Origin of the sequence: Streptomyces boetiae, assembly GCF_031845405.1 — a bacterium.
In the GTDB taxonomy this organism is placed as follows: Bacteria; Actinomycetota; Actinomycetes; order Streptomycetales; family Streptomycetaceae; genus Streptomyces; species Streptomyces boetiae.
The window spans coordinates 243,328-263,478 of record NZ_JAVREN010000001.1; the positions used below are offsets into that span (position 1 = coordinate 243,328).

The following is a 20,151-nucleotide window of genomic DNA, read 5'->3' on the forward strand; positions in this document are numbered from 1 at the left end:
GCCTGAGCCGGTAGTCAGCCCTCCCGGCCCAGCCGGTAGAGGCGGCGGGCGTTGCCGGAGGCGATGAGGGCGGCGACGCGGGGCGCGTCCGCCGGGGACCAGGCGCCCTCCGCCACGGCCGTTCCGAGCACGCGGCCCAGGGCGTCGCGGAAGAGCCGGCTGCCGACGAGGTACAGCTCCGGCAGGCCGTAGGCGTCCGTGGAGAACAGCAGCTTGCCGAACGGCGTCAGCTCCAGCATCTCGGCCAGCACCGCCTCCGCGCGGGCCCCGGTGTGGGAGAGGGCGAGGCCGACGTCCGCGTAGACGTGCGGGTAGGCGGCGGCCAGGTAGCCGGCCGTGCGGTGGTAGGGGTATCCGTGCAGCAGGACGACGCGGCAGCCGGTGGGGCGCACGGCGCGCAGGAAGTCCGTCAGCAGCGCCGGGTCGGCGTGGTGCAGGCGCAGGTCGGGGTCGCCGAAGCCGGTGTGGAGCTGGAGCGGCAGGCCGGTGCGGGCGGCGGACCACAGCAGGTGCCGCAGCAGCACGGGGTCGGTGAGCCGGGCGCGGTCGCCGCCGCTCAGCCAGCGGTCGGCGGCCGGCCACAGCTCGGCGGGGGCGGGGGGCGCGGGCGCCAGGTGCAGGCCGTGCCGGTAGGCGGCGACGGACTTGAACGCGACGGCGGTGCGGGCCGCTTGGGCCAGCGCCTCGTCCAGCGCGCCGAGGAACGCGTCGGCCGAGTCGGCCGTGGCGGCGGCGCGCTCCGCGAGGGTCTCCAGCCGGACCACCTCCCGGGCCTGGCCGTCCCCGGCGGCGGCCAGCTCCTCGGGCCCGAGCAGGGGTCCGGGCAGGCCGGTGTCCACGAGGAACGCTCCGATGCCGGCCGCGCGCAGCAGCCGGCGGGTGACCTCCGCCGTGCCCAGCGCCCGGCGGCGTGCGAGATACGCCTCGGGCGGCGCGTGCGCGGGCAGCCCGAGCGCGGGCGCGCACCACCGGCGCACGGCGAACCCGAGCTGCGTGTCGAAGTAGCTGGTCCCCGGCGCGGGCGGCGCGTCCGCCTCCGTGAGCAACGCCTCGAACGCCCCCCGCTCCTCCGGCCCTTCGCGCAGCACGCCGTGACAGTGGTGGTCCACGAGGGCGGGCAGATCCAGAGCGGGAACGTCCGGGGCGGCGGCGGACGCGGAAACGGCCGGGACGGCGCCCGGTGGGGCGTTCCCCGGCGCGGCGGCCGAAGCGGGAAGGCCCGGGACGGCGGGGGGACCAGCGTTCCCCGGCGTGCCGGGGGTCGCTTCCGGCGGTGGTGGAACGTCCATGGCGGGCCTCCGCGTTCGTGGGCGGGCGGGGAGCGGCGGGAGCGGGGCGGGCGGGCGTGGTCGCTGGCGCCCGGCGCCGTGAGGCCCCGGGGCCCCGGGGGCCCGGGGGCCCGGGGGCCCGGGGGCCCGGGGGCCCGGGGGCCCGGGGACCCGGGGGCCCGGGGGCCCGGGGACCCGGGGACCCGGCCGGGGCCGTACCCGCGGTGGACGTCCGGTCGAGCCCGGCGCCCCGGGCTCGACCGCTAGTACCGGTCGCGGGTCGCCGCCGCGATGTCCTCGGGGGTCGCCGCCGCGAAGAGGGCGACCTCCGCCTGGCGCACCGCCAGGATCGCGCCGTGCAGCGGCTCCCCGAGCGCGTCCCGGAGCACCCCGGAGCGCTCGAACGCGTCGAGCGCCGCCGGCAGGGTCTCGGGCAGCCGGGGCGGCGGGGCCGTGGTCAGCGCGGCCGGGTCGCCCGCGACCGGCGGCGGCAGGGTGAGGGCGTCCTCCACGCCCGCGAGCCCGGCGGCGATGACGCAGCCGGTGACGAGGTAGGGGTTGGCGGCGGAGTCGAAGCACTTCACCTCGGCGTTCGCCCCGTGGAGGTCGTCGGGGGCGCCCGGCACGAAGCGCAGCGCGGCCTCGCGGTTCTCCAGGCCCCAGCACTGGTAGGCGCCGGCCCAGTGCGAGGGCTTCAGCCGCAGGTAGCTGGCGGGGGTGGGCGCGCCCACGGCGAGCAGCGCGGGCAGCTCGCGCAGCACCCCGGCGAGGAACGCCTCGCACACGCCCGTCATGCCGAAGGGCCCGTCGCCGTCGCGGCAGGCGTTCTTCTCCTCGCGCCACGGACTCAGGTGCAGGTGGCGGCCGTTGCCCACCCCGGCCGGGTCGAGGACCGGCGCGAAGGAGGGCGCGAGGCCGTGGCGGGCGGAGACGGCGCGGATCGTCTCGCGGACCAGCACGGCCAGGTCGGCGGCGGCCACGGGGTCGGCCGGGGCGACGGAGACCTCGAACTGGCCCGGCGCGTACTCGGGGTGGAGCTGGAGGACGTCGACGCCCTGGCCGAGCAGGGCGGAAAGCACCTCGTCGAGGTAGGCGGACAGCTCGACCAGCCGGGCCATGCCGTACGCGGCGGCGGTGGTCGCGGGCGGGCCGCCGGGGCCGCGCGTGATCACCCACTCGGTCTCGAAGCCCATCCGCAGGTCGAGGCCGTGCCGGGAGCGGGCGCGTTCGGCCTGGCGGCGCGCGAACTGCCGCTGGCAGGCGGGGTAGGGGGCGCGGCTCTGCTCGTACCGGTCGGCCGGGGCCCAGGCCCAGCCGGGCTGGGCTGCCAGGGCGGTGAGGCGGCCGAGGTCGGGGACCAGGCGCAGGTCGCCGTCCGGGCCGCCGATGTGGGGGCTGGTGGTCATCGAGTCGTCCACCAGGTAGACGTCGAAGACCGGGGACATGCCCACGCCGCGCTGCACGGCCTGGGCCAGCCGGCCGGCGGGCACGGCCTTCACCCGGGTGAGCCCCGCGTTGTCGACCCAGGTGAGCGCGATTCCGTGAACGCCGGCGGCGGAGAGCCGCGCCGTGGCCTGCTGCGTGGGGTCCATGCGGGAAGCCTTCCCGGGGCGCGGGCACGGTGCAACAGGCCACGCGCGGGCGGGCGCCGCGGGTGTACGCGGCGGGGGCGCGCCGCCGGAGTGCGCCGTGCGCGCCGCGTGCGCCGTGCACGGCCCCGGGCGACCTTGACGGCTGATTCCTCCGGATTGACGATCTCAGCAGTTCACTGGGATGGAACGGGGGAAACGTCGTCCCTGCGCCCGGGTCGTCCGACGGCCCGTGGCCGCCGCGCGCTGCGCACACGCCGCCTTCCCCGCCTCCCCGGTCCGGCCGTCGACCCCTCAGGGAGCTGCACCCATGAACGAGAATCGGCTGAACGCCGCCGTGCGACCGGAGACCCCGCGACCAGCGGCCCCGCGAGCGGGAGAAGGGCCGGCGTCGCGCGTGCCCGTGCTGATCGCCGGCGGGGGCGGCGCGGGCCTGACCGCCGCCGCGCTGCTGAGCCGGATGGGCGTCCCCTCGCTGCTCATCAGCGCGGCGACGACGACCTCCGCGCAGCCCAAGGCGCACCTGCTGAACCAGCGCGCGATGGAGATCCTGCGCGACCTGGGCCTGGCCGACGCGGTGTACGCGGCCTCCACGCCGCCCGAGCAGATGGCGTACTCCGGCTGGTACGTGGGCCTTGCCGGGAGCGGTCCGGACGCGGCGGACCACGGCAGATGCGTGGCGCAGCTTGAGTCCTGGGGCGCGGGCGGCACCTCGCCGGAGTGGCAGGCCGCGAGCCCGGAGCGCCCGGCGAACCTGCCGCAGCACCTGCTGGAGCCCCGACTGCGGGCGCGCGCCGAGGAGTTGGCGCCGTTCGGGCCCGGCTCGGTGCGCTTCGGGCACGAGCTGACGGGCTTCGCGCAGGACGCCTCCGGCGTGACGGCCACGGTGGCGGACCACACGGCGGGGGGCGCGCGTTACCAGGTCCGCGCCCGCTATCTGCTCGCGTGCGACGGGGGGCGCACGGTGGGCCCGGCGCTGGGCGTCGCGCAGGAGGGCCTGCGGGACCTGGCCCGGATGGTCACCTTCCACCTGACCGCCGACCTCAGCCCGTGGCTGCGCGACCCCGAAGTCCTCATCCGCTGGCTGTGGCTGCCCGACCTGGGCACGGGCGGGGTCCTGGTGCCGATGGGGCCGCGCCACTGGGGTCCGCGCTCCGAGGAGTGGGCGTTCCACCTGCACTACGCGGGTGACGACCCGCGCGCCCTGGAGGACGAGGCGGTCCTGGCCGACCTGCGCACGGCGCTCGGGCCCGCGGCCGGGCGGGCGCGCGTGCGCGGGATCGCGCGCTGGTCGCCGCGGGCGACGGTGGCCGAACGCTTCCGCGCGGGCCGGGTGTTCCTGCTCGGCGACGCGGCGCACCGGCACCCGCCCACCGGCGGCCTGGGCCTGACCTCGGCGCTGCACGACGCGCAGAACCTCGCCTGGAAGCTCGCCGCCGTCCTGGCCGGCCACGCGGGCGAGGCCCTGCTGGACAGCTACGAGGCGGAACGGCGGCCGGTGGCGGCGTTCACCGTGCGGCGCGCGCTGGAGAACGCCCTGGGCCAGCTCGCCATCAACGCCCACTTCGCCGCGGACGGCGGGGGCTGGCCACGGGCGCGGCGGCTGGGCAGCGAGGACCCGGCGGACCGGCCGGTGCGGCGGGCGTTCCTGCGCACGGTGGCCGAGCAGTCGATGGAGTTCAACGAGCTGGGCGTGGAGTTCGGCTACACCTACGACGCCGCGGCGGGCGCGGCCGTGGTCCCCGACGGCACCGCGCCCCCGGCCAACCCCGACCCCGTGCGCATACACCAGCCCGCCGCCCGGCCGGGCCACCCGCTGCCGCACGCGTGGCTGACGGACCTCGACGGGCGGCGGCTGCCGCTGGCCCGGCTGATAACGCCCGGCCGCTTCCTGCTGATCGCCGGGGAGGAGGGCCGGGCCTGGTGCGAGGCCGCGCGGCGGGCCGCGGCGGAGGGCTTCCCGCTGGACGCGGTGCGGATCGGGCACGTGGACGGCGACTACCGCGACGTCCGCTCGACGTGGACCCGCTGGCGCGGCCACGGCCCGGCGGGCGCGGTCCTGGTCCGCCCCGACCGCTTCATCGCCTGGCGCGCCCCCGACACGCCCCCGGACCCGGCGGCCCATCTGGCCCGGACCCTCCGCACCCTGCTCGGCGACCCGGCCCCGGACCCCGGCGCCGCCCCGTCCCGCGACCGCAGCGGCCCGTGCCCGGCCCTGCAGTGACCCCGGCCGGGCCTGACTGAACGGGCCGGGCCACCGGCCCGTTCAGGACAGGTGCCAGAAGGCCGTCGAGTCGGCCGCTGCCAGGGAGGCGAAGAGGACGAGATCGGCCACGCCGAGGGCCACGCCGAAGGTGGCGCGGCCCCGGCGGGTGGTCCCGCGCGTCAGGGCGCGGGCGCCGAGGATGACCGCGAGGGGGCCCAGGATGACGTTGAAGACCAGGAGGCCGACCAGGCCGGTGACGAAGGACCAGGCCGCCAGGTCGTCCACGCGCCGGGCCGCGGCGGTCGTCGCGCTCACCACCACCGCCCCCAGCGCCGCTCGCGGACGGCGAAGGCGATCAGCCAGCAGCCGATCACGGCCCCGGCGATCAGCGAGACGGACGGCGGCAGGTGGGCCGCCGCGCCGATGAGGAACCCCAGCACGGCCAGGGCTCCGACAATGAGGATCATGTCCGCACTCCTTCCCACGGGCGCTTGCCACGGGCGTTTCCTACTGGAAGTAGGTTACTACGAGTAGGCTACCGCACGTAGGCTACCGGCGGTAGGTTGCCCCCGTGACAGCGCGGTCGACGACACGAGCGGGGCAGCAGCCCCGGCAGCGGATGAGCAGGGCGGAGCGAGAGCGGCAGATCCTCACCGTCGCCGAGGACCTGTTCGCGGAACGCGGCTACGCCCAGGCCACGATGGACGAGCTGGCCGAGCGGGTCGGGGTCTCCAAGCCGGTGATCTACGACTACTTCGGCTCCAAGGAGGGCCTGCTGCTCGCCCTCCTCACGCGGGTGCGCGGCGAGCTGTACGCCGCCACCCGCCCGGCCCTGGACGCCGCCGCCTCGCCCCGGGAGGGCCTGCGGGCCTCGCTCACCGCGTTCTTTTGCTTCATCGACGGCCACCGCGCGGCCTGGTCGGTCCTCAACCGCGAGTCCGCGCTGGTCGGCGCGGAGGCCCTGGCGGCGGTCGAACGCCTGCGCAGCCAGCAGGCCGAGTTCCTGGGCGCGTTCCTCGTCGGCGCCGGGGCCGCCCCCGACCCGGCCACGGCCGCCGTCTACGCCCAGATCCTCGTCGGCGCGGCCGAGCGCCTCGCGCTGTGGCAGGAGCACCACCCGGCCCTGACGGCCGAGGCCGCCGCCGACCACCTGATGAACGCCCTGTGGAACGGCATGTCGGGGGCCCGGACCTGAGCCCCGCGAGGTACCGGCCCGCTCAGACCCGTTCGGGCTCCCGCTCGTCCGGCCGTTCCGGGCGGCGGCGGCTCGCGGGGGCGGGAGGCGGCGGGGTGGGGGCCGGGCGCAGGGCCTCCGCGTGGGGGCGCAGGCGCAGCGCGCGCCCCACCGCCGAGGAGGCGGCCAGGCCCAGGGCAACGGCCGCCGCCCCGCCGACCGCGTCCAGCAGGTAGTGGTTGGCCGTGCCCATGACCACGAGCGTGGTCGCCAGGGGGTAGGCGAAGCCCGCGAGCCGCAGCCAGCGCCAGGGCGCCAGCCGCCACAGCGTCAGCGCGCACCACAGCGACCAGCCCACGTGCAGCGAGGGCATCGCGGCGTAGGGGTTGGAGATCCCGGTCAGCGCGCCGTAGCGCGGGCTGTCCAGGTCCTGCACGCCGTTGGCGGTGTCGATGTAGCCCAGGCCCGGCATCAGGCGCGGCGGCGCCAGCGGGTAGAGCCAGAAGCCGGCCAGGCCGAACAGCGTGGTGAACGCCAGCCCGCTCCGCGCCGCGCGGTACGCCCCCGGGTGGCGCAGCAGCAGCCAGCCGAGGATCGTCAGCGGCACGGCGAAGTGAAAGGTCGCGTAGTAGAGGTCCATCGCGTCCGCGAGCCAACGCCGCGCCGCCACCGCCTCGTTGAGCCCGCGTTCGACGTCCAGACCCAGGACGCGCTGGAGGCCGAGCACCTGCCGCCCGTGCTCCTCGGCCGTGGCTCGGTCGCCGTCCGCGTGGCCGCGCACCCAGGAGTAGGCCCAGTAGCCGACCCGGATCAGCAGGAGTTCGAGGACCAGGTTGGGGCGGCCGGCGCCGGGCGCGCCCTCGGGCGGACCGGCCTGGGCGCGCGGCAGGAAGGGGACGGCGCAGGCCGCGAGCAGCGCGGCCAGCAGCGGGACGTTCTCCCCGAGCGGGGCCATGACGGCGAGTCGCGGCAGCAGCACGTCCCCGTCCACGCCGACCGCGAGCAGCGCGAACGCCGGCCAGACGTAACGGTCGGCCCGGCGCCGCCCCGCACGGCCGACGGTCGTCAGCGCGATCCAGAGCTGGAGCTGCGGCGGGGCGCCCGGGGCCAGGGCCAGCGCGGCGCAGCCGGTGACGGCGGCGGCGAGAACGGGCTGGCCGTCGGTGAGGTACCGCACGGCCCGGCGCACGGCGAGGGCGCATACGACGGCGGCCAGCGCGAGAAACCCGGCGCGCGCCGGGGTGCCGGTGAGGCCGAGGCGCAGCAGGGCGCCGTGCAGGGACTGGTCCTCGGCCGCGCCGGGCGCGGCGGTGCGGAACCACTCCCCCGCGTCGGCCAGGCCCGGCGCGACGGCCGCCGCCCACACCCCGGCCGCGCCGAGCACCGGCCGCCGGGCGCCGGCCGCGAGCAGCGGCAGCAGCAACAGGAGCAACGGCGGCTCCAGCGCGGCGGCCAGGCCGAGGAGGGCGGCGCCGGCGGCGCGTTCGGCCGCCCGGGGGCGGCCGGTCAGCAGCAGCCCGCCGAGCGCGAGCGCCACGGCGCAGGCGCCCCCGGCCGCGCCGGGCAGCGCCTCCGCGAGCGGCGTCCGCGCGCCGCCCTCCCCCCAGGTCCGCACCACCACGACGCCGCCCACGGCCAGGGGCCATAAGCCCGCCAGGCGCCGCCACTCCCCCACATCCACAGGCCCCACCGCTGCCCCCTTCTCAACCACCCGATGTCGGCCCGGTGAACGTCCGACGGACGGCAACTTACCCCCGCCCCTCCCCCCGCCCGCGAACCCACGGCGCGCGCGTGCGCGCACCGCCCCCCACCACACGCCGAGGCGCACGAGCGACCCCGCCCGCTGGTACGCCCCTCGCGGCTTCGCGGCGGACACCGGCCGGCGTTCGTCCGTCGCGTGCGCGAGGCCGGACGGGGCCGCCCCTTTCGCGGCGGGCAGGGACCGGCGTTCACCGGTATGGGCCGGGCCGGAGGCCACTGCCGCCGGCGGGGGCGCTCGGGCCGCGCCCCCGCCGGGCGCCCGGAGCCGGGCGGCGTGGGGGCCACGGCCAGCCGCCGTGGTCGTGGCCCCGGCCAGGACCGGGCCAACGCGCAAGCGCGCGCAAGCGGAGTGCTTGCTTCTGCTAGCGCGGTGAGGCAGGGTGGGGGCATGGCTTCGCTGGGGGTCGGGAATCTGGGTGAGTTTCTGCGGGAGCAGCGGCGGCAGGCGCGGCTGTCGTTGCGGCAGCTCGCGGAGGCCGCGGGGGTGTCCAATCCGTACCTCAGCCAGATCGAGCGCGGGCTGCGCAAGCCCAGCGCGGAGATCCTCCAGCAGATCGCCAAGGGGCTGCGGATCTCGGCCGAGACGCTCTACGTCCAGGCGGGCATCCTCGACGAGCGCGCGCAGGACGCCGCCGGGGGCGCGGCGGAGCGGGCCGTGCCCGGCGTGCGGGAGGCCGTTCTCGCCGACCCCGGCCTCAGCGGGCAGCACAAGGAGGCGCTGCTGCAGATCTACGACTCGTTCCGCGCCTCGTTCGACAAGACGTCCGAGCAGGCGTCCGAGCAGGCGTCCGACATGGAGAACACGGAGAAGGAGAAGGACTGATGGCCCTCACCGACGAGCTGCGCAAGACCCTGAACAGCGCGACCCCGCTGTACGTCGCCGCCGGCACCGCCGACCTGGCCGCGCAGAAGCTGCGCGAGCTGCCCGCCACGCTGGAGCGGCTGCGGGCCGAGGCGCCCGAGAGGCTGCCGCGGCTGCGCGAGCAGGCGACCAACGTCGCGCTGCAGGGCGTGGGCATAGCGCTGGAGTACGCGGTCCGCGCCCGCGAGACCTACGACGGCCTGGCCGAGCGCGGCAAGACCGTGGTGGAGCGCCGCCGCGGCCCGGCCGGGGAGCAGGAGGAGCAGGAGGAGCGGGAGGAGCGCGAGGAGACGGTGACCGTGGAGCGGGTCGCCCCGGTGCGCGAGCCGTTCACCGAGCCCGAGGAGGCCAAGCCCGCCTCGGAGCGGAAGCAGGCCCCGGCCGCCGAGGCCAAGGCGGAGCCCAAGGCCCGCGCCCCGCGCAAGGCGAGCGCCCCCCGCCGCGCCCCCTCCAAGACCGCGGAGAAGTCCGCGGACAAGAGCGGCGCGGACAAGAGCGGCGCGGACAAGAGCGGCGCGGACAAGAGCGCCGAGAAGAGGACGCCGCCCACCGCCTGACGCGGCCCGGACGGACCGGCCCCGGGCGGAGCCCGCGAGACGCGAGCCATGACGCCCGGGGCTTCCGGCCGGTAGCGTGGAGGGGGACGGTCAGTGTACGGACACGGTCGACACGCGACATGGTGGTGGACAGAGTGCTGCTGGAAGGCTTCAACTCCCTGATGGGCTACCTCTTCCTGGGGCTGCTGCTGCTCAGCGCGTTCGCGCTGGTCCACGCGGCCCTCCAGCGGGAGGACGCGTTCCGGGCCGCGGATAAGCAGACCAAGCCGTTCTGGCTGGTCATCCTGGGGGTGACGGTCGCGGTCCAGCTCATCATTCCGATGCTGATGCTGGTGCTGGCGGGCACCATCGCCACCATCGTCTACCTGGTGGACGTCCGCCCCGCGATCCGCTCCGTGACCGGAGGCGGCCGGCGGGGCGGACGCGGCGGCGGCTGGAGCAGCAGCGACGGCCCTTACGGTCCGTACAACGGCAATCGGTGACGCGTCAGCGGTCCGGCGTCGCCCCCCGGTCATCCGCAGGCGGGAGGCCGAACCCACTGGCAGAGGGTTAGCCGTGGCCGAATTCTGCCCTTAGCATCAGCGGGAACGCCCCACTGATGAACGCCAGAGGAATCGCCGTGCGCTTTCGCCTCACGCCCCGGGAGACCAGCTTCTACGAACTGTTCGCCACCGCAGCCGACAACGTTCTCAGTGGCTCGAAACTGCTGATGGAGCTCCTCGGGGCCGATCCCGCTACGCGCGTCGAGATCGCGGACCGCATGCGGGCCGCCGAACACGCGGGGGACGACGCGACGCACGCGATCTTCCACCAGCTGAACTCGACGTTCGTCACTCCCTTCGACCGGGAGGACATCTACCGCCTGGCCGCCCGCCTGGACGACATCATGGACTTCATGGAGGAGGCCGTCGACCTGGTCGTCCTCTACGAGATCGACGAGCTGCCCAAGGGCGTGGAGCAGCAGATCGAAGTGCTGGGCCGGGCGGCCGAGCTGACGGCCGAGGCCATGCCGAACCTCCGCTCGATGCGGAACCTCAACGAGTACTGGATCGAGGTCAACCGCCTGGAGAACCAGGCCGACCAGATCCACCGCAAGCTCCTGGCCCACCTCTTCAACGGCACGTACGAGGCCATAGAGGTCATGAAGCTGAAGCAGATCGTGGACGTGCTGGAGGAGGCGGCCGACGCCTTCGAGTCGGTGGCCAACACGGTCGAGACCATCGTGGTCAAGGAGTCCTGAGCGCGCCGTGTACACCCTCGCCCTCGGCGCCGTGACCGGCGCCGCGCTCCTGCTCGCCTTCGTCAACGGCTGCCAGGACGCCGGCCGCACGGTGGCCACCTCGGTCGCCACCCGCACCCTCACCCCCCGGATCGCCGTCGCGATGGCCGTGGTGATGAATCTCGCGGGCGCCTTTCTCGGCGAGGAGGTGGCCCGGACGGTCGCCGAGGACCTGGTCACCCTGCCGGGCCCGGGGCAGGAGGGCCGGGCGCTGACGGTGGTCGCCGCGGCGCTGGCCGCCGCGCTGGCGTGGACGGCCGTGGCCCGCTGGGTGCTGCGGCTGCGCCCCGCGGCGACGCACGCGCTGATCGGGGGCGTGGTCGGCGCCGCCTGGGCGGCGGGGGCCGGGGCGCGGGTGCACGGCGAGACGGTGCTGAGAAAGGTGCTGCTGCCCATGCTGCTGGCTCCGGCCCTCGTGCTGGCAGCCGCTTTTTTGTTGATGGTGGGGCTGCTGTGGGCCTTCCGGCGGGCCGCCCCGCAGCGGGCGCAGCGCGGGTTCCGGATGGCGCAGACGGTCTCGGCCGCCGGGCTGTCGCTGGGCCACGGCCTGCAGGACGCGCAGAAGGCGATGGGCGCGGTGGTGCTGGCGCTGGTGGCCGCCGGGGAGGCGGGCGTGGGTGAGGGGGTGCCGCTGTGGGCGCGGATCTCCTGCGCGGCGGCGCTGGCCCTGGGCACGTGGGCGGGCGGGCGGCGGATCACGCGGACGCTGCGCCGCCGGGTGATCGAGCTGGACCCGCCGCGGGGCTTCGCCGCGGAGGCGGCGGCGGCCTCCGTGCTGCTGACGGCCTCCTACCTGGCGCACGCGCCGGTCTCCACCACGCACGTGACCGCGGCCGGCGGCCTGGGCGCGGCGGCGACCCGCCGCCTGAGCGCGGTGCGGTGGGCGGTGGCGCGCAACCTGGCGTTCGGCTGGCTCCTCACCCTCCCGGCAACGGCCGCCCTGGCCGCCGCCGCGTACGCCGCGCTCTCGCTCCTGCCGGGCTGACCGGGGGCGTTCCGCGTCAGCCGAAGCGGCCCGAGATGTAGTCCTCGGTCGCCTGGACCGAGGGGTTGGAGAAGATCTTCTCCGTGTCGTCCACCTCGATCAGCCGGCCCGGCTCGCCGACTGCCGCGAGGTTGAAGAACGCGGTGCGGTCGGAGACGCGGGCGGCCTGCTGCATGTTGTGGGTGACGATGACGATCGTGAAGCGCTCCTTCATCTTGTCGATGAGGTCCTCGATCGCCAGCGTGGAGATGGGGTCCAGCGCGGAGCACGGCTCGTCCATCAGCAGCACCTCCGGCTCGACGGCCGTGGCGCGGGCGATGCACAGGCGCTGCTGCTGGCCGCCGGAGAGGCCGGAGCCGGGCTTGTTCAGGCGGTCCTTGACCTCGTTCCAGAGGTTCGCGCCGCGCAGGTTGCGCTCCACGATCTCGTCCATCTCGGACTTGCGCCTGCGGATGCCGTTCAGCCGCAGGCCGGCCGCGACGTTGTCGTAGATCGACATCGTCGGGAAGGGGTTGGGCCGCTGGAAGACCATGCCGACGGTGCGGCGGACCGAGACCGGGTCCACGCCCGGGGCGTAGAGGTCCTCGTTGTCCAGCAGCACCTTGCCCTCGACCCGGCCGCCCGGGGTGACCTCGTGCATGCGGTTGAGGGTGCGCAGGAAGGTGGACTTGCCGCAGCCGGACGGCCCGATGAAGGCGGTCACGGCGCGCGGCTCCACGAGCAGGCTGATGCCCTCGATCGCCTTGTGGGCGCCGTAGTAGGCGGTCAGTCCGCTGACGTCGATGCGCTTGGCCATGGTGGGTGCTCTTCTTTCTGCTTCGCTCGGCCTGCCGCTGGCGCTCAGCCCTCCGTCTTGGGGGCCTTCCAGCGGGCGATGCCGCGGGCGAGGAGGTTGAGGATCATCACGAACGCGATGAGCACGAGGGCCGCCGCCCAGGCGCGGTCGTACGCCTGCTCGGTTCCGTACCCCCACTGCTCGTAGACGAACAGCGGCAGGGAGGACTGGGCGCCCTCCAGGGCGTTGCCGTTGATCATGTTGTTGCCGAAGACCAGCAGGATGATGGGCGCGGTCTCGCCGGCGATCCGCGCGATGGAGAGCATCACGCCGGTGGTGATGCCGCCGATGGCGGTGGGCAGCACCACCTTCAGGATGGTGCGCCACTGGGGAACGCCCATGGCGAGCGAGGCCTCGCGCAGCTCGTTCGGCACCAGCTTGAGCATCTCCTCGGTGGAGCGCACGACGATCGGCATCATCAGGATGGCCAGCGCGAGGGCCCCGGCCAGGCCCGAGTACCCGAGGTCGAGCATCATGATCCACAGGCTGAGGATGAACAGGCCGGCCACGATCGAGGGGATGCCGGTCATCACGTCCACGAAGAAGGTGATGGCCTTCGCCAGCCGCCCGCGCCCGTACTCCACCAGGTAGACGGCGGTCAGCAGCCCGATGGGGATGGCCAGGACGCAGGCCAGCGCGACCTGCTCCACGGTGCCGAGCAGGGCGTGGTAGATGCCGCCGCCCTCCTGCCAGCTCAGGACGCCGTTCATGGAGTGGGTCAGGAAGTACCAGCTCACGCCGGGGATGCCGCGGGCGACGGTCTCCCCGATCAGGGAGGCCAGCGGCAGCACCGCGACGACGAAGCAGGCCCACACCAGCAGGGAGGCCAGCCGGTCCACGGCGAAGCGTCGGCCCTCGACGCGGGCGGCCAGGCCGAAGGTGGCGGCGACGAAGACGAGGGCGGCGATCAGGCCCCACTGGGCGCGGGACTCCAGGCCCGCGACCAGGCCGACGGCGGTGCCCAGGGCGAGGGAGCCGACGGCGAGGGCCGCCATCGACCAGCGCGGCAGCCGCGGGGGGCGCAGGGTGCTGACGTTCATGCGTTGGCTCCCGAGTACTCGCTGCGGCGGGCGATGATCAGGCGGGCGATGCCGTTGACCACCAGCGTCAGCAGGAAGAGGACCAGGCCGGAGGCGATGAGCGCGTCGCGGCCGGTGGTGCCGGCCTCCTTGAACTGGCTGGCGATGTTCTGCGCGAAGGTGCCGCCGCCGGACTCCAGCAGGCTGGCGTTGATCAGGAAGCTCGGGGACAGCACGGTGGCCACGGCCATCGTCTCGCCGAGGGCCCGGCCCAGGCCGAGCATGGAGGCGCTGATCACGCCGGAGCGGCCGAAGGGGAGGACGGTGGTCCTGATCACCTCCCAGCGGGTGGCGCCCAGGGCCATCGCGGCCTCCTGGTGGGTGCGCGGGGTCTGCCGGAAGACCTCGCGGGTCACGCTGGTGATGATGGGCAGGATCATGATCGCCAGCAGCAGGCCGACGGTCATCAGCGAGCGGGCGGGCGTCCCGTCGTAGGCAAGGACGCCGGTCCAGCCGAAGCAGTCGTCCAGCCATTCGTAGAGCCCGGTCATCCGGGGGACGAGGTACAACGCCCCCCACAGGCCGTAGACGATGCTCGGCACGGCGGCCAGCAGGTCCACGACGTACCCGATGCCGGTGGCCAGGCGGCGCGGGGCGTAGTGGGAGATGAACAGGGCGATGCCGACCGCCACGGGCACGGCCAGGGTCATGGCGATGACCGAGCTGACCACGGTGCCGAAGAGGAGGACGGCGATGCCGAAGCGGGGTGGGTCGGCGTTGGCGTCCCAGGCGAAGGTGGTCAGGAAGTTGCCCTCGTTCTGCCCGAGCGCGACGGCGGCGCGCAGGGCGAGGAAGACGGCGATGGCTGCCATGATCACCAGCAGGGCGATGCCGGAGCCGCGGGAGAGCCCGCTGAAGATCTGGTCGCCGGGGCGGGTGGTGGGCCTGGGGCCGGCCGCAGGCCCGGGCCGGTCGCCGGAATCCCGCGGGGCGCCGGGGACGGGCCCGGCCCCGGCCGCGCCGGAGGCTGATGGTGTCGACGGCATTACCGCTCTCCTGTCAGGGCCGCTCAGGCCATCGCGTCGACACGGCGGCGCACCTGCTCGATGATCTCCCCGGAGATGGGGGCGTAGTCGATCTCCGCGAGGGCGCGCTGCCCCTCCTCCCCTGCCGTGTAGGCGAGGAACGCCCGGGTCAGGCCGAGGGTGGCGGGGTCGTTGCCCCGGTCGCAGACGATCTCGTAGGTGACCAGGACCACGGGGTAGACGCCCTCCTCGCGGGTGGCGTAGTCCAGCTCCAGGGCGAGGTCGCCGCCGGAGCCGGTGACGTCGGCCTGGGCGATGGCGTTGGAGGCGTTCTCCACGGTGGCGGCCACGGGCTCGCTGGCGCCGGTGTCGATGCGGACGGTGTCGATGTCGTTCTGGTGGGCGTAGGACAGCTCGAAGTAGGCGATGGCGCCCTCGTTCTGCTGGACCATGCCGGTCAGCCCCGAGGAGCCGTCCGCGGACTGGCCGCCGTGCCCGCGCCACGCCTTGTCGGGCTCGTAGGGCCACTCACGGGGGGCGGAGGCGTGCAGGTAGGACGTGAAGTTGTCGGTGGTGCCGGAGCCGTCCGAGCGGTGGAAGGGCGTGACGGGCAGGTCGGGCAGGTCGGCGCCGGGGTTGAGGCGGGCGATGGCGGGGTCGTTCCAGCGGCGGATCTCCGAGTCGAAGATCCGGGCCAGGGTGGGGGCGTCCAGCACGAGGTCGTCCACGCCGGGCAGGTGGTAGCCGACGGCGATCGGCCCGGCGACCATCGGGAGGTGGACGGCCCGGCCGCCGTCGCGGCACACCGAGCGGGACTCGTTCACCTCGCCCTCGGAGAGCAGCGAGTCGCTGCCGGCGAAGGCGGTGGTGCCCTGGAGGAACTCCTGCACGCCGGCGCCGGAGCCGGTGGGCTTGTAGTTGATCTGGCTGCCCTCGCAGTTGGCCTGGTAGGTGTTCACCCAGACCTCCATGGCGTTGGCCTGGGCGCTGGAGCCCGAGGCGAGGAGGGTCCCGGCGTCGGGGGCGCAGCGCAGGTTCTCGACGGAGAAGTCGACGGCGCCGGGGAGGCCGGAGTTGTCGTCCGTGCCGCAGGCGGCGAGGCCCGTCAGTGCGGCGAGCAGGAGCAGGGCCCCCGAGGCCCTGGCCGCCTTTCCGCGTGGCTGCACCGTCTTGCCGTCCTTTCCCCGGCCGCGTCCGGCCGTCCGCACTGAACGTAGGTTCATCAGGTGAATCGATACACGAGTATCAGGTGAAGAGAAGATGAATCATCCCGGCCGCGACCGTACCCGGAGGCGCACGATACTGCCCGCCGGTGGCGCCCGTTCGTTACGCTATACCCGACAGGGGTATAAGAGTCCCGGGAGGACCGAAATGACCACAATCGAGACGGTCGCGGCCGAATCGGACGGGCACGGCGCCCGCGAGGCGGCCCACGGCTCGGCGGGCCCGCCGGGGCCGCACGGCTACAGCAAGGACAAGGACTCCCACCTCAAGCGGCTGCGCCGGATCGAGGGCCAGATCCGGGGGCTCCAGCGCATGGTGGAGGAGGACGTCTACTGCATCGACATACTGACGCAGGTCTCCGCCTCCACCAAGGCCCTCCAGTCCTTCGCCCTCCAGCTCCTCCAGGAGCACCTGCGCCACTGCGTGGCCCACGCGGCGGAGAAGGGCGGCCCCGAGATCGACGCGAAGATCGAAGAGGCGACGGCGGCCATCGCCCGCCTCCTGCGCACGTAGCGCCTGCGGCGCGGCGCGGCGCCCGGCGCACCGGCCCGCGCACCGGGGCCTCGGGCCCCGGTCCCCCGGCCCCCGCCACGCACGGACGGGCCGCGCCGACGCCCCGCACGAGCCGCCCCGGCCGGAACGGCCGCCCGCCCCGCCCGATCGAGCCGCGCGCACGCGGAGGCACGGTCCGCCCGGCAGCCCCGAAGGCGTGCCGCCGCGGACACCGCGCCGCAGAGCGGAAGGCGTGCCGCCGCAGGCGCAGCCGCACGGAAACGGACGCATGCCGCCGCGCGCGCACCCGCCCGCGCATCGCGGCCACGGGGCCCTGGCCCGCGGCCGGGGAGGCCGCCGCGCGGGCGCATCGGCCGCGCCGGGACGGCCGGGACCGCCGCCGGCGAGGCGGCGCCGGCAGGCGCCGACGCCGGGAGTGCCCGGTGCGCCGCGCGCAGCGCACCGCGGCCCGGAGGGCGCGTCGCCCGGTACGGCCGAACGCACGGCGCCGCGCGCGACGCACCGCGGAGCAGGGCGTGTGCCGCCGCGCGCGGCGCCGAGCGGCGAGGGCCGCACGCGGGCCGCCTCCCGGCGGCAGCCGCCCGCGTTACGCAACGGCCCCGGCGTAGACGTCGGACGGCTGGGGGAGGGTCACGTCCACCGGCGTGCCGAAGTCGTGCAGGAGCACCGTGGAGGCCACGTCGATCGGGCGGCGGTCGTCGCCGGCGAAGCTGAAGTGGTGGCGGACCTTCCGGGGCAGGCCCTCCGCGTCCACGTAGAGGTCGAACGGCACCCGGCTCTCCGTGAAGCCCCCCAGCGCGGCCGTCAGCTGCCGCCGCGCCTCCGCGTCCGGGGCCGCCCGGGCCGCGTCGCCGATGTCGGTGACCCCCCGGTAGTGCCGCAGGCGCCGCCCGTCCACCTCGGCGAGCCCCAAGTCCTCCGCGCTGCGCACCCCGCGCAGCAGCGCCGCCGCGGTGACCGGGTCGGTCGCGCCGCCCGTGACGAGGTTCCCATCCGGCAGGGCGGCCGTCTCCACCTGCACCCACTTTTCGGGGGGAACGCCGGCGCCGCGGTTCTTCATGTAGAGGCGGCCCGGCGTGAAGACCTCGGTCACCGTCCTGCCCTCCGGCAGCGTCACCCGCAGCTCCCCGACCCGGCCCGCGTAGTCGAAGCCGCCCTCGCCGTGGAGGGTGACGCGGGTCCCGCCGGAGGCCATCTGCATCGCGGTCCTGGCCTGGGAGCTGCCCGCCCCGGCCAGCCGGTCGGCCACCCGCCGCACCGCCTCCCGCGCCTCCTGCCCCTCTTGGGCCCGGGCGTCCCGGCGGACCTCGCCCTCCCCGGGGCCCTCGGCCGCGCCGCCCGCGGCCCCGTCCTCGGCGGCGGCCCCCGTGCCGCTGCATCCGGAGCAGCCCAGGACGGCCGCGAGGCCCAGGGCCAACGCCCCCAGCACGCCCGCCGCCCCGCGGCCCGCGCCGCGCCGCCGCACCGCCATGGTCCCCGACACCCCCACGGCCACGCCCGGTGGCCGTCGTCTCGTGCATCTCCCGGGAAAGCCGCGAATGCGGCGAAAACTCGTACCGCCTAACGAGACCTCGCGACGGCCGTTACGGTGGGGAGGTGCATGATCAGGGTGACGCGACGCCCCCGGACGACCCCCCGGCCTCCCACCGGATCACGCTGACCGAGCGCGGTCCCTTCGTCTCACCGCGCTGCGCCTGCGGCTGGTACGGACCGGCGCGGCGCTCCCGGCCACTGGCCCGCGCCGAGGCCGCCGCCCACCTCACGGACGCCCACGCCGCCTGAGGCGAACGCCGGGGCCCGGCACGGACGTTGACCTCGCGCGACCGCTCAGGCGGCGAGGCCGCGCTCCGGCAGGGGCGGCTTCTCGGCGGAGGGCCGGACCAGCCAGCTCAGGCGGCGGCGGGCGGCGCAGGCCAGGGCCAGCCGCGTCAGGGCGGCCTGGGCCGGCGGGGCGAGCAGCAGGGCGACGGCCGCGCCCAGCGCGAAGCCGCCGAGCACGTCCGAGGGGTAGTGCGCCCCGGCCATCACGCGGGACAGGCCCACGAGCAACGCCAGCCCGAAGGCCGCCGCACCCAGCGCCCGGTGCACCAGGAACAGCGCCACCGCAACCGCCATGGCCACGCCCGCGTGGTCGCTGACGAAGGAGTACCCGCCCGGGGCCGGGCCCAGGACGTGCAGGTCGGGGTGGTCGGCGAACGGCCGGGGCCGGGCGACGAAGCCGCGGATCGGGGCGTTGACCGCGTAGGCGATCCCCGCGGCGAGGAGGGCCCAGGCCACGCCCGCCACGGCCGGGGCCGCGTCGGGGCGGCGGCGCACCCGCAGCCAGGCGGCCAGGATCAGCACGCCCAGCAGGGCGGGCAGCACCGCCTGGCCGGCCAGGGCCACGCCGTCGCCGGCCCAGCCGGGCAGGCGGTCGGCCAGGCCGTTGAGGTCGTGGAGGAGGTCCAGCTCGGCTTCCGGGTTGACGAAACCGTCGGTTCCAGCCATGTGCGCTCGCGGCCCCTTCTCTGCGTGGGGGACCCTGCCGCCGGGGGTGGGGTGGGCAGGGAGGAGAGGCCCCTGTTCCGGTACAGGTAACGCCAGGTACATCCCCGTGGGTGCCGCGCTCCATCGAATGCATGCCGCCCTGTTATCGAACGGATACGCAATTCGGCACAATGGCGCGGAATCGTTCACTTGGGACGCAGGGTGCGTGCGGGACTTGTCACGCCGCTGCGGGGGCGCCTCAGGCCGCTGCGGGGCGCGTGGCTCCGAAGTAGTCCGGGCTGTCGATCGGGTCGAAGCGGACGACGGCGCCCGTGTAGGGGGCGTTGATCATGTAGCCGCCACCGACGTAGATCCCGACGTGGTGGATGCTGCGCGAGTCGTCCAGGTCCCAGGCGAAGAACACCAGGTCGCCCGGCAGGAGTTCGTCGCGGTCCGGGTGCGGTCCCGCCGTCCACTGGTCGTTGGCCACGCGGGGGATGCGGACGTCCATGGCCGCGTACGCGGCGCGGGTCAGGCCCGAGCAGTCGAACTCCCCGCCGTCCTCGGGCGTGCCGTCGCCGCCCCAGCGGTAGGGCGTGCCGAGCTGCTCCTGCGCCCAGTTGACCGCGCCGGCGGCCTGCTCCATGGGCGCCATGACCCGCTGGCGGACCTCGGGGTCCTCGGGCGGGGCGGCGAAGCTGGCCTCGGCGGCGCGGATGATGCGGACGTAGTTGCGCGTCTCCTCGTAGGGCGGGACGCCGCCGTACCGGATGACGGCGTAGGGGCCGGCGTTGTAGGCGGCGAGCATGTTGTCCACCGGGTCGCCGGGGACGTCCTCGACGTAGCCCGCCAGGGAGCAGTCGTAGGAGGCGGCGGAGGGGATGGCGTCCTCGGGGTCCCAGACGTCGGCGCGGCCGTCGCCGTTGGCGTCGATGCCGTGGGTGGCCCAGGTGCTGGGGATGAACTGCGCTATGCCCTGGGCGGCGGCGTGGCTCTGGGCGTCGGCGCGCCAGCCGCTCTCCTGGTTGAGCTGGGCGGCCAGGATCGCGGGCGAGAGGGTGTCGCAGAGGTTGCCCCACCGCTGGACGAGGGCGGCGTACTCGGGGGGGACGGTGTTCGCCGCCAGGCGGCCGCCGCTGCCGTCGGGTCGCCCCGCGCCGCCGAGCAGGCCGGCGGCGGCGCCGTACACGCCGACGAGGAGCAGGGCCATGAAGCAGGCCAGGCCGCCGACGCCGATGCCCGCGGCCAGCAACACCTTCCGCATCCGCCGCCCTCCCCCGCCCGTTCTCCCTCACCGCACGTCGCACCACGCTCCGCGTCCCCGCCCATGGTAGAAGCTCCTCCCCGCGACGCCAGGCCCTCTGGGGGGTCGGGGTGGGGGGCGGCGG

The 20,151-nt window shown here is 75.6% G+C and carries 21 protein-coding genes; 9 read left to right on the plus strand and 12 right to left on the minus strand.

The annotated features are described in order from the left end of the window. Positions 1–14: 14 nt before the first annotated feature. Together RM780_RS01120 and RM780_RS01125 are read right to left on the minus strand one after the other, a co-directional pair. Entirely contained in the window at positions 15–1,289 is a 1,275-nt protein-coding gene (locus RM780_RS01120) for an amidohydrolase family protein (RefSeq protein ID WP_394812851.1), read from the minus strand. A 242-nt stretch (positions 1,290–1,531) separates the two neighbouring features. Further along, positions 1,532–2,860, minus strand: coding sequence for a glutamine synthetase family protein (locus RM780_RS01125; RefSeq protein WP_311628473.1), 1,329 nt, complete (start codon positions 2,858–2,860; stop codon positions 1,532–1,534). A gap of 307 nt (positions 2,861–3,167) precedes the next feature. Between RM780_RS01125 and RM780_RS01130 the strand changes: the two genes are divergently transcribed. Continuing rightward, positions 3,168–5,081, plus strand: a complete 1,914-nt coding sequence (locus RM780_RS01130) for an FAD-dependent monooxygenase (RefSeq protein ID WP_311628474.1) — start codon at positions 3,168–3,170, stop codon at positions 5,079–5,081. A gap of 42 nt (positions 5,082–5,123) precedes the next feature. Here RM780_RS01130 and RM780_RS01135 read toward each other — a convergent pair whose 3' ends face one another. After that, positions 5,124–5,378, minus strand: a complete 255-nt coding sequence (locus RM780_RS01135) for a hypothetical protein (protein WP_311628475.1) — start codon at positions 5,376–5,378, stop codon at positions 5,124–5,126. After that, positions 5,375–5,530 carry a hypothetical protein gene (locus RM780_RS01140; protein ID WP_311628476.1) on the minus strand — a complete coding sequence of 52 codons (156 nt, stop codon included), beginning with the start codon at positions 5,528–5,530 and terminating at the stop codon, positions 5,375–5,377. The genes RM780_RS01135 and RM780_RS01140 overlap by 4 nt, the downstream gene beginning before the upstream one ends. A 104-nt stretch (positions 5,531–5,634) precedes the next feature. Between RM780_RS01140 and RM780_RS01145 the strand changes: the two genes are divergently transcribed. Further along, on the plus strand, positions 5,635–6,258 hold the full coding sequence (locus RM780_RS01145) for a TetR/AcrR family transcriptional regulator (protein ID WP_311628477.1): 624 nt from the start codon (positions 5,635–5,637) through the stop codon (positions 6,256–6,258). A 22-nt stretch (positions 6,259–6,280) separates the two neighbouring features. Here the strand turns inward: RM780_RS01145 and RM780_RS01150 are convergent, their stop codons facing one another. Next, positions 6,281–7,927 carry a phosphatase PAP2 family protein gene (locus RM780_RS01150; protein WP_311628478.1) on the minus strand — a complete coding sequence of 549 codons (1,647 nt, stop codon included), beginning with the start codon at positions 7,925–7,927 and terminating at the stop codon, positions 6,281–6,283. Positions 7,928–8,386: 459 nt separating this feature from the next. Here RM780_RS01150 and RM780_RS01155 point away from each other — a divergent pair, with 459 nt between their 5' ends. From RM780_RS01155 to RM780_RS01175, 5 genes are all read left to right on the plus strand, one after another. Further along, positions 8,387–8,821, plus strand: a complete 435-nt coding sequence (locus RM780_RS01155) for a helix-turn-helix domain-containing protein (RefSeq protein ID WP_311628479.1) — start codon at positions 8,387–8,389, stop codon at positions 8,819–8,821. Continuing rightward, a complete protein-coding gene (locus tag RM780_RS01160) occupies positions 8,821–9,417 on the plus strand; it encodes a hypothetical protein (RefSeq protein WP_311628480.1) in 597 nt (198 codons plus the stop codon). Before RM780_RS01155 ends, RM780_RS01160 begins: the two co-directional genes overlap by 1 nt. 134 nt (positions 9,418–9,551) lie before the next feature. Further along, positions 9,552–9,899 carry a DUF2516 family protein gene (locus RM780_RS01165; protein ID WP_311628505.1) on the plus strand — a complete coding sequence of 116 codons (348 nt, stop codon included), beginning with the start codon at positions 9,552–9,554 and terminating at the stop codon, positions 9,897–9,899. Positions 9,900–10,036: 137 nt separating this feature from the next. Continuing rightward, the gene (locus RM780_RS01170) at positions 10,037–10,657 is read left to right on the plus strand and encodes a DUF47 domain-containing protein (protein ID WP_311628506.1); all 621 of its coding nucleotides are present in this window, start codon (positions 10,037–10,039) and stop codon (positions 10,655–10,657) included. 7 nt (positions 10,658–10,664) lie between these two features. Next, entirely contained in the window at positions 10,665–11,681 is a 1,017-nt protein-coding gene (locus RM780_RS01175; RefSeq protein WP_311628481.1) for an inorganic phosphate transporter, read from the plus strand. A gap of 16 nt (positions 11,682–11,697) precedes the next feature. Here the strand turns inward: RM780_RS01175 and pstB are convergent, their stop codons facing one another. The 4 genes from pstB to pstS are packed head-to-tail and all read right to left on the minus strand — an operon-like array spanning position 11,698 to position 15,726. Then, positions 11,698–12,477, minus strand: coding sequence for a phosphate ABC transporter ATP-binding protein PstB (gene pstB, locus RM780_RS01180; RefSeq protein WP_311628482.1), 780 nt, complete (start codon positions 12,475–12,477; stop codon positions 11,698–11,700). A 44-nt stretch (positions 12,478–12,521) separates the two neighbouring features. Further along, entirely contained in the window at positions 12,522–13,556 is a 1,035-nt protein-coding gene (gene pstA, locus RM780_RS01185) for a phosphate ABC transporter permease PstA (protein WP_311628483.1), read from the minus strand. Beyond that, complete coding sequence (gene pstC / locus RM780_RS01190; RefSeq protein WP_311628484.1) at positions 13,553–14,581, minus strand: phosphate ABC transporter permease subunit PstC; 1,029 nt, start codon at positions 14,579–14,581, stop codon at positions 13,553–13,555. Before pstC ends, pstA begins: the two co-directional genes overlap by 4 nt. Positions 14,582–14,604: 23 nt before the next feature. Further along, the gene (gene pstS, locus RM780_RS01195) at positions 14,605–15,726 is read right to left on the minus strand and encodes a phosphate ABC transporter substrate-binding protein PstS (protein WP_311628485.1); all 1,122 of its coding nucleotides are present in this window, start codon (positions 15,724–15,726) and stop codon (positions 14,605–14,607) included. Positions 15,727–15,931: 205 nt separating this feature from the next. Here pstS and RM780_RS01200 point away from each other — a divergent pair, with 205 nt between their 5' ends. Continuing rightward, positions 15,932–16,297: a metal-sensitive transcriptional regulator gene (locus tag RM780_RS01200; RefSeq protein WP_311628486.1), complete on the plus strand. Its 366-nt coding sequence runs from the start codon at positions 15,932–15,934 to the stop codon at positions 16,295–16,297. A 586-nt stretch (positions 16,298–16,883) separates the two neighbouring features. On the opposite strand, the gene RM780_RS01205 is transcribed toward RM780_RS01200, so the two are convergent. Continuing rightward, entirely contained in the window at positions 16,884–17,768 is an 885-nt protein-coding gene (locus RM780_RS01205; protein ID WP_311628487.1) for a hypothetical protein, read from the minus strand. Positions 17,769–17,893: 125 nt separating this feature from the next. On the opposite strand from RM780_RS01205, the gene RM780_RS01210 reads away from it, so the two are divergent. Beyond that, a complete protein-coding gene (locus RM780_RS01210; protein ID WP_311628488.1) occupies positions 17,894–18,079 on the plus strand; it encodes a hypothetical protein in 186 nt (61 codons plus the stop codon). A 45-nt stretch (positions 18,080–18,124) separates the two neighbouring features. Here the strand turns inward: RM780_RS01210 and RM780_RS01215 are convergent, their stop codons facing one another. Both RM780_RS01215 and RM780_RS01220 read right to left on the minus strand, forming a co-directional pair. Then, entirely contained in the window at positions 18,125–18,784 is a 660-nt protein-coding gene (locus tag RM780_RS01215; RefSeq protein WP_311628489.1) for a phosphatase PAP2 family protein, read from the minus strand. Positions 18,785–19,022: 238 nt separating this feature from the next. Next, a complete protein-coding gene (locus RM780_RS01220) occupies positions 19,023–20,027 on the minus strand; it encodes a C40 family peptidase (RefSeq protein WP_311628490.1) in 1,005 nt (334 codons plus the stop codon). Positions 20,028–20,151 lie beyond the last annotated feature (124 nt).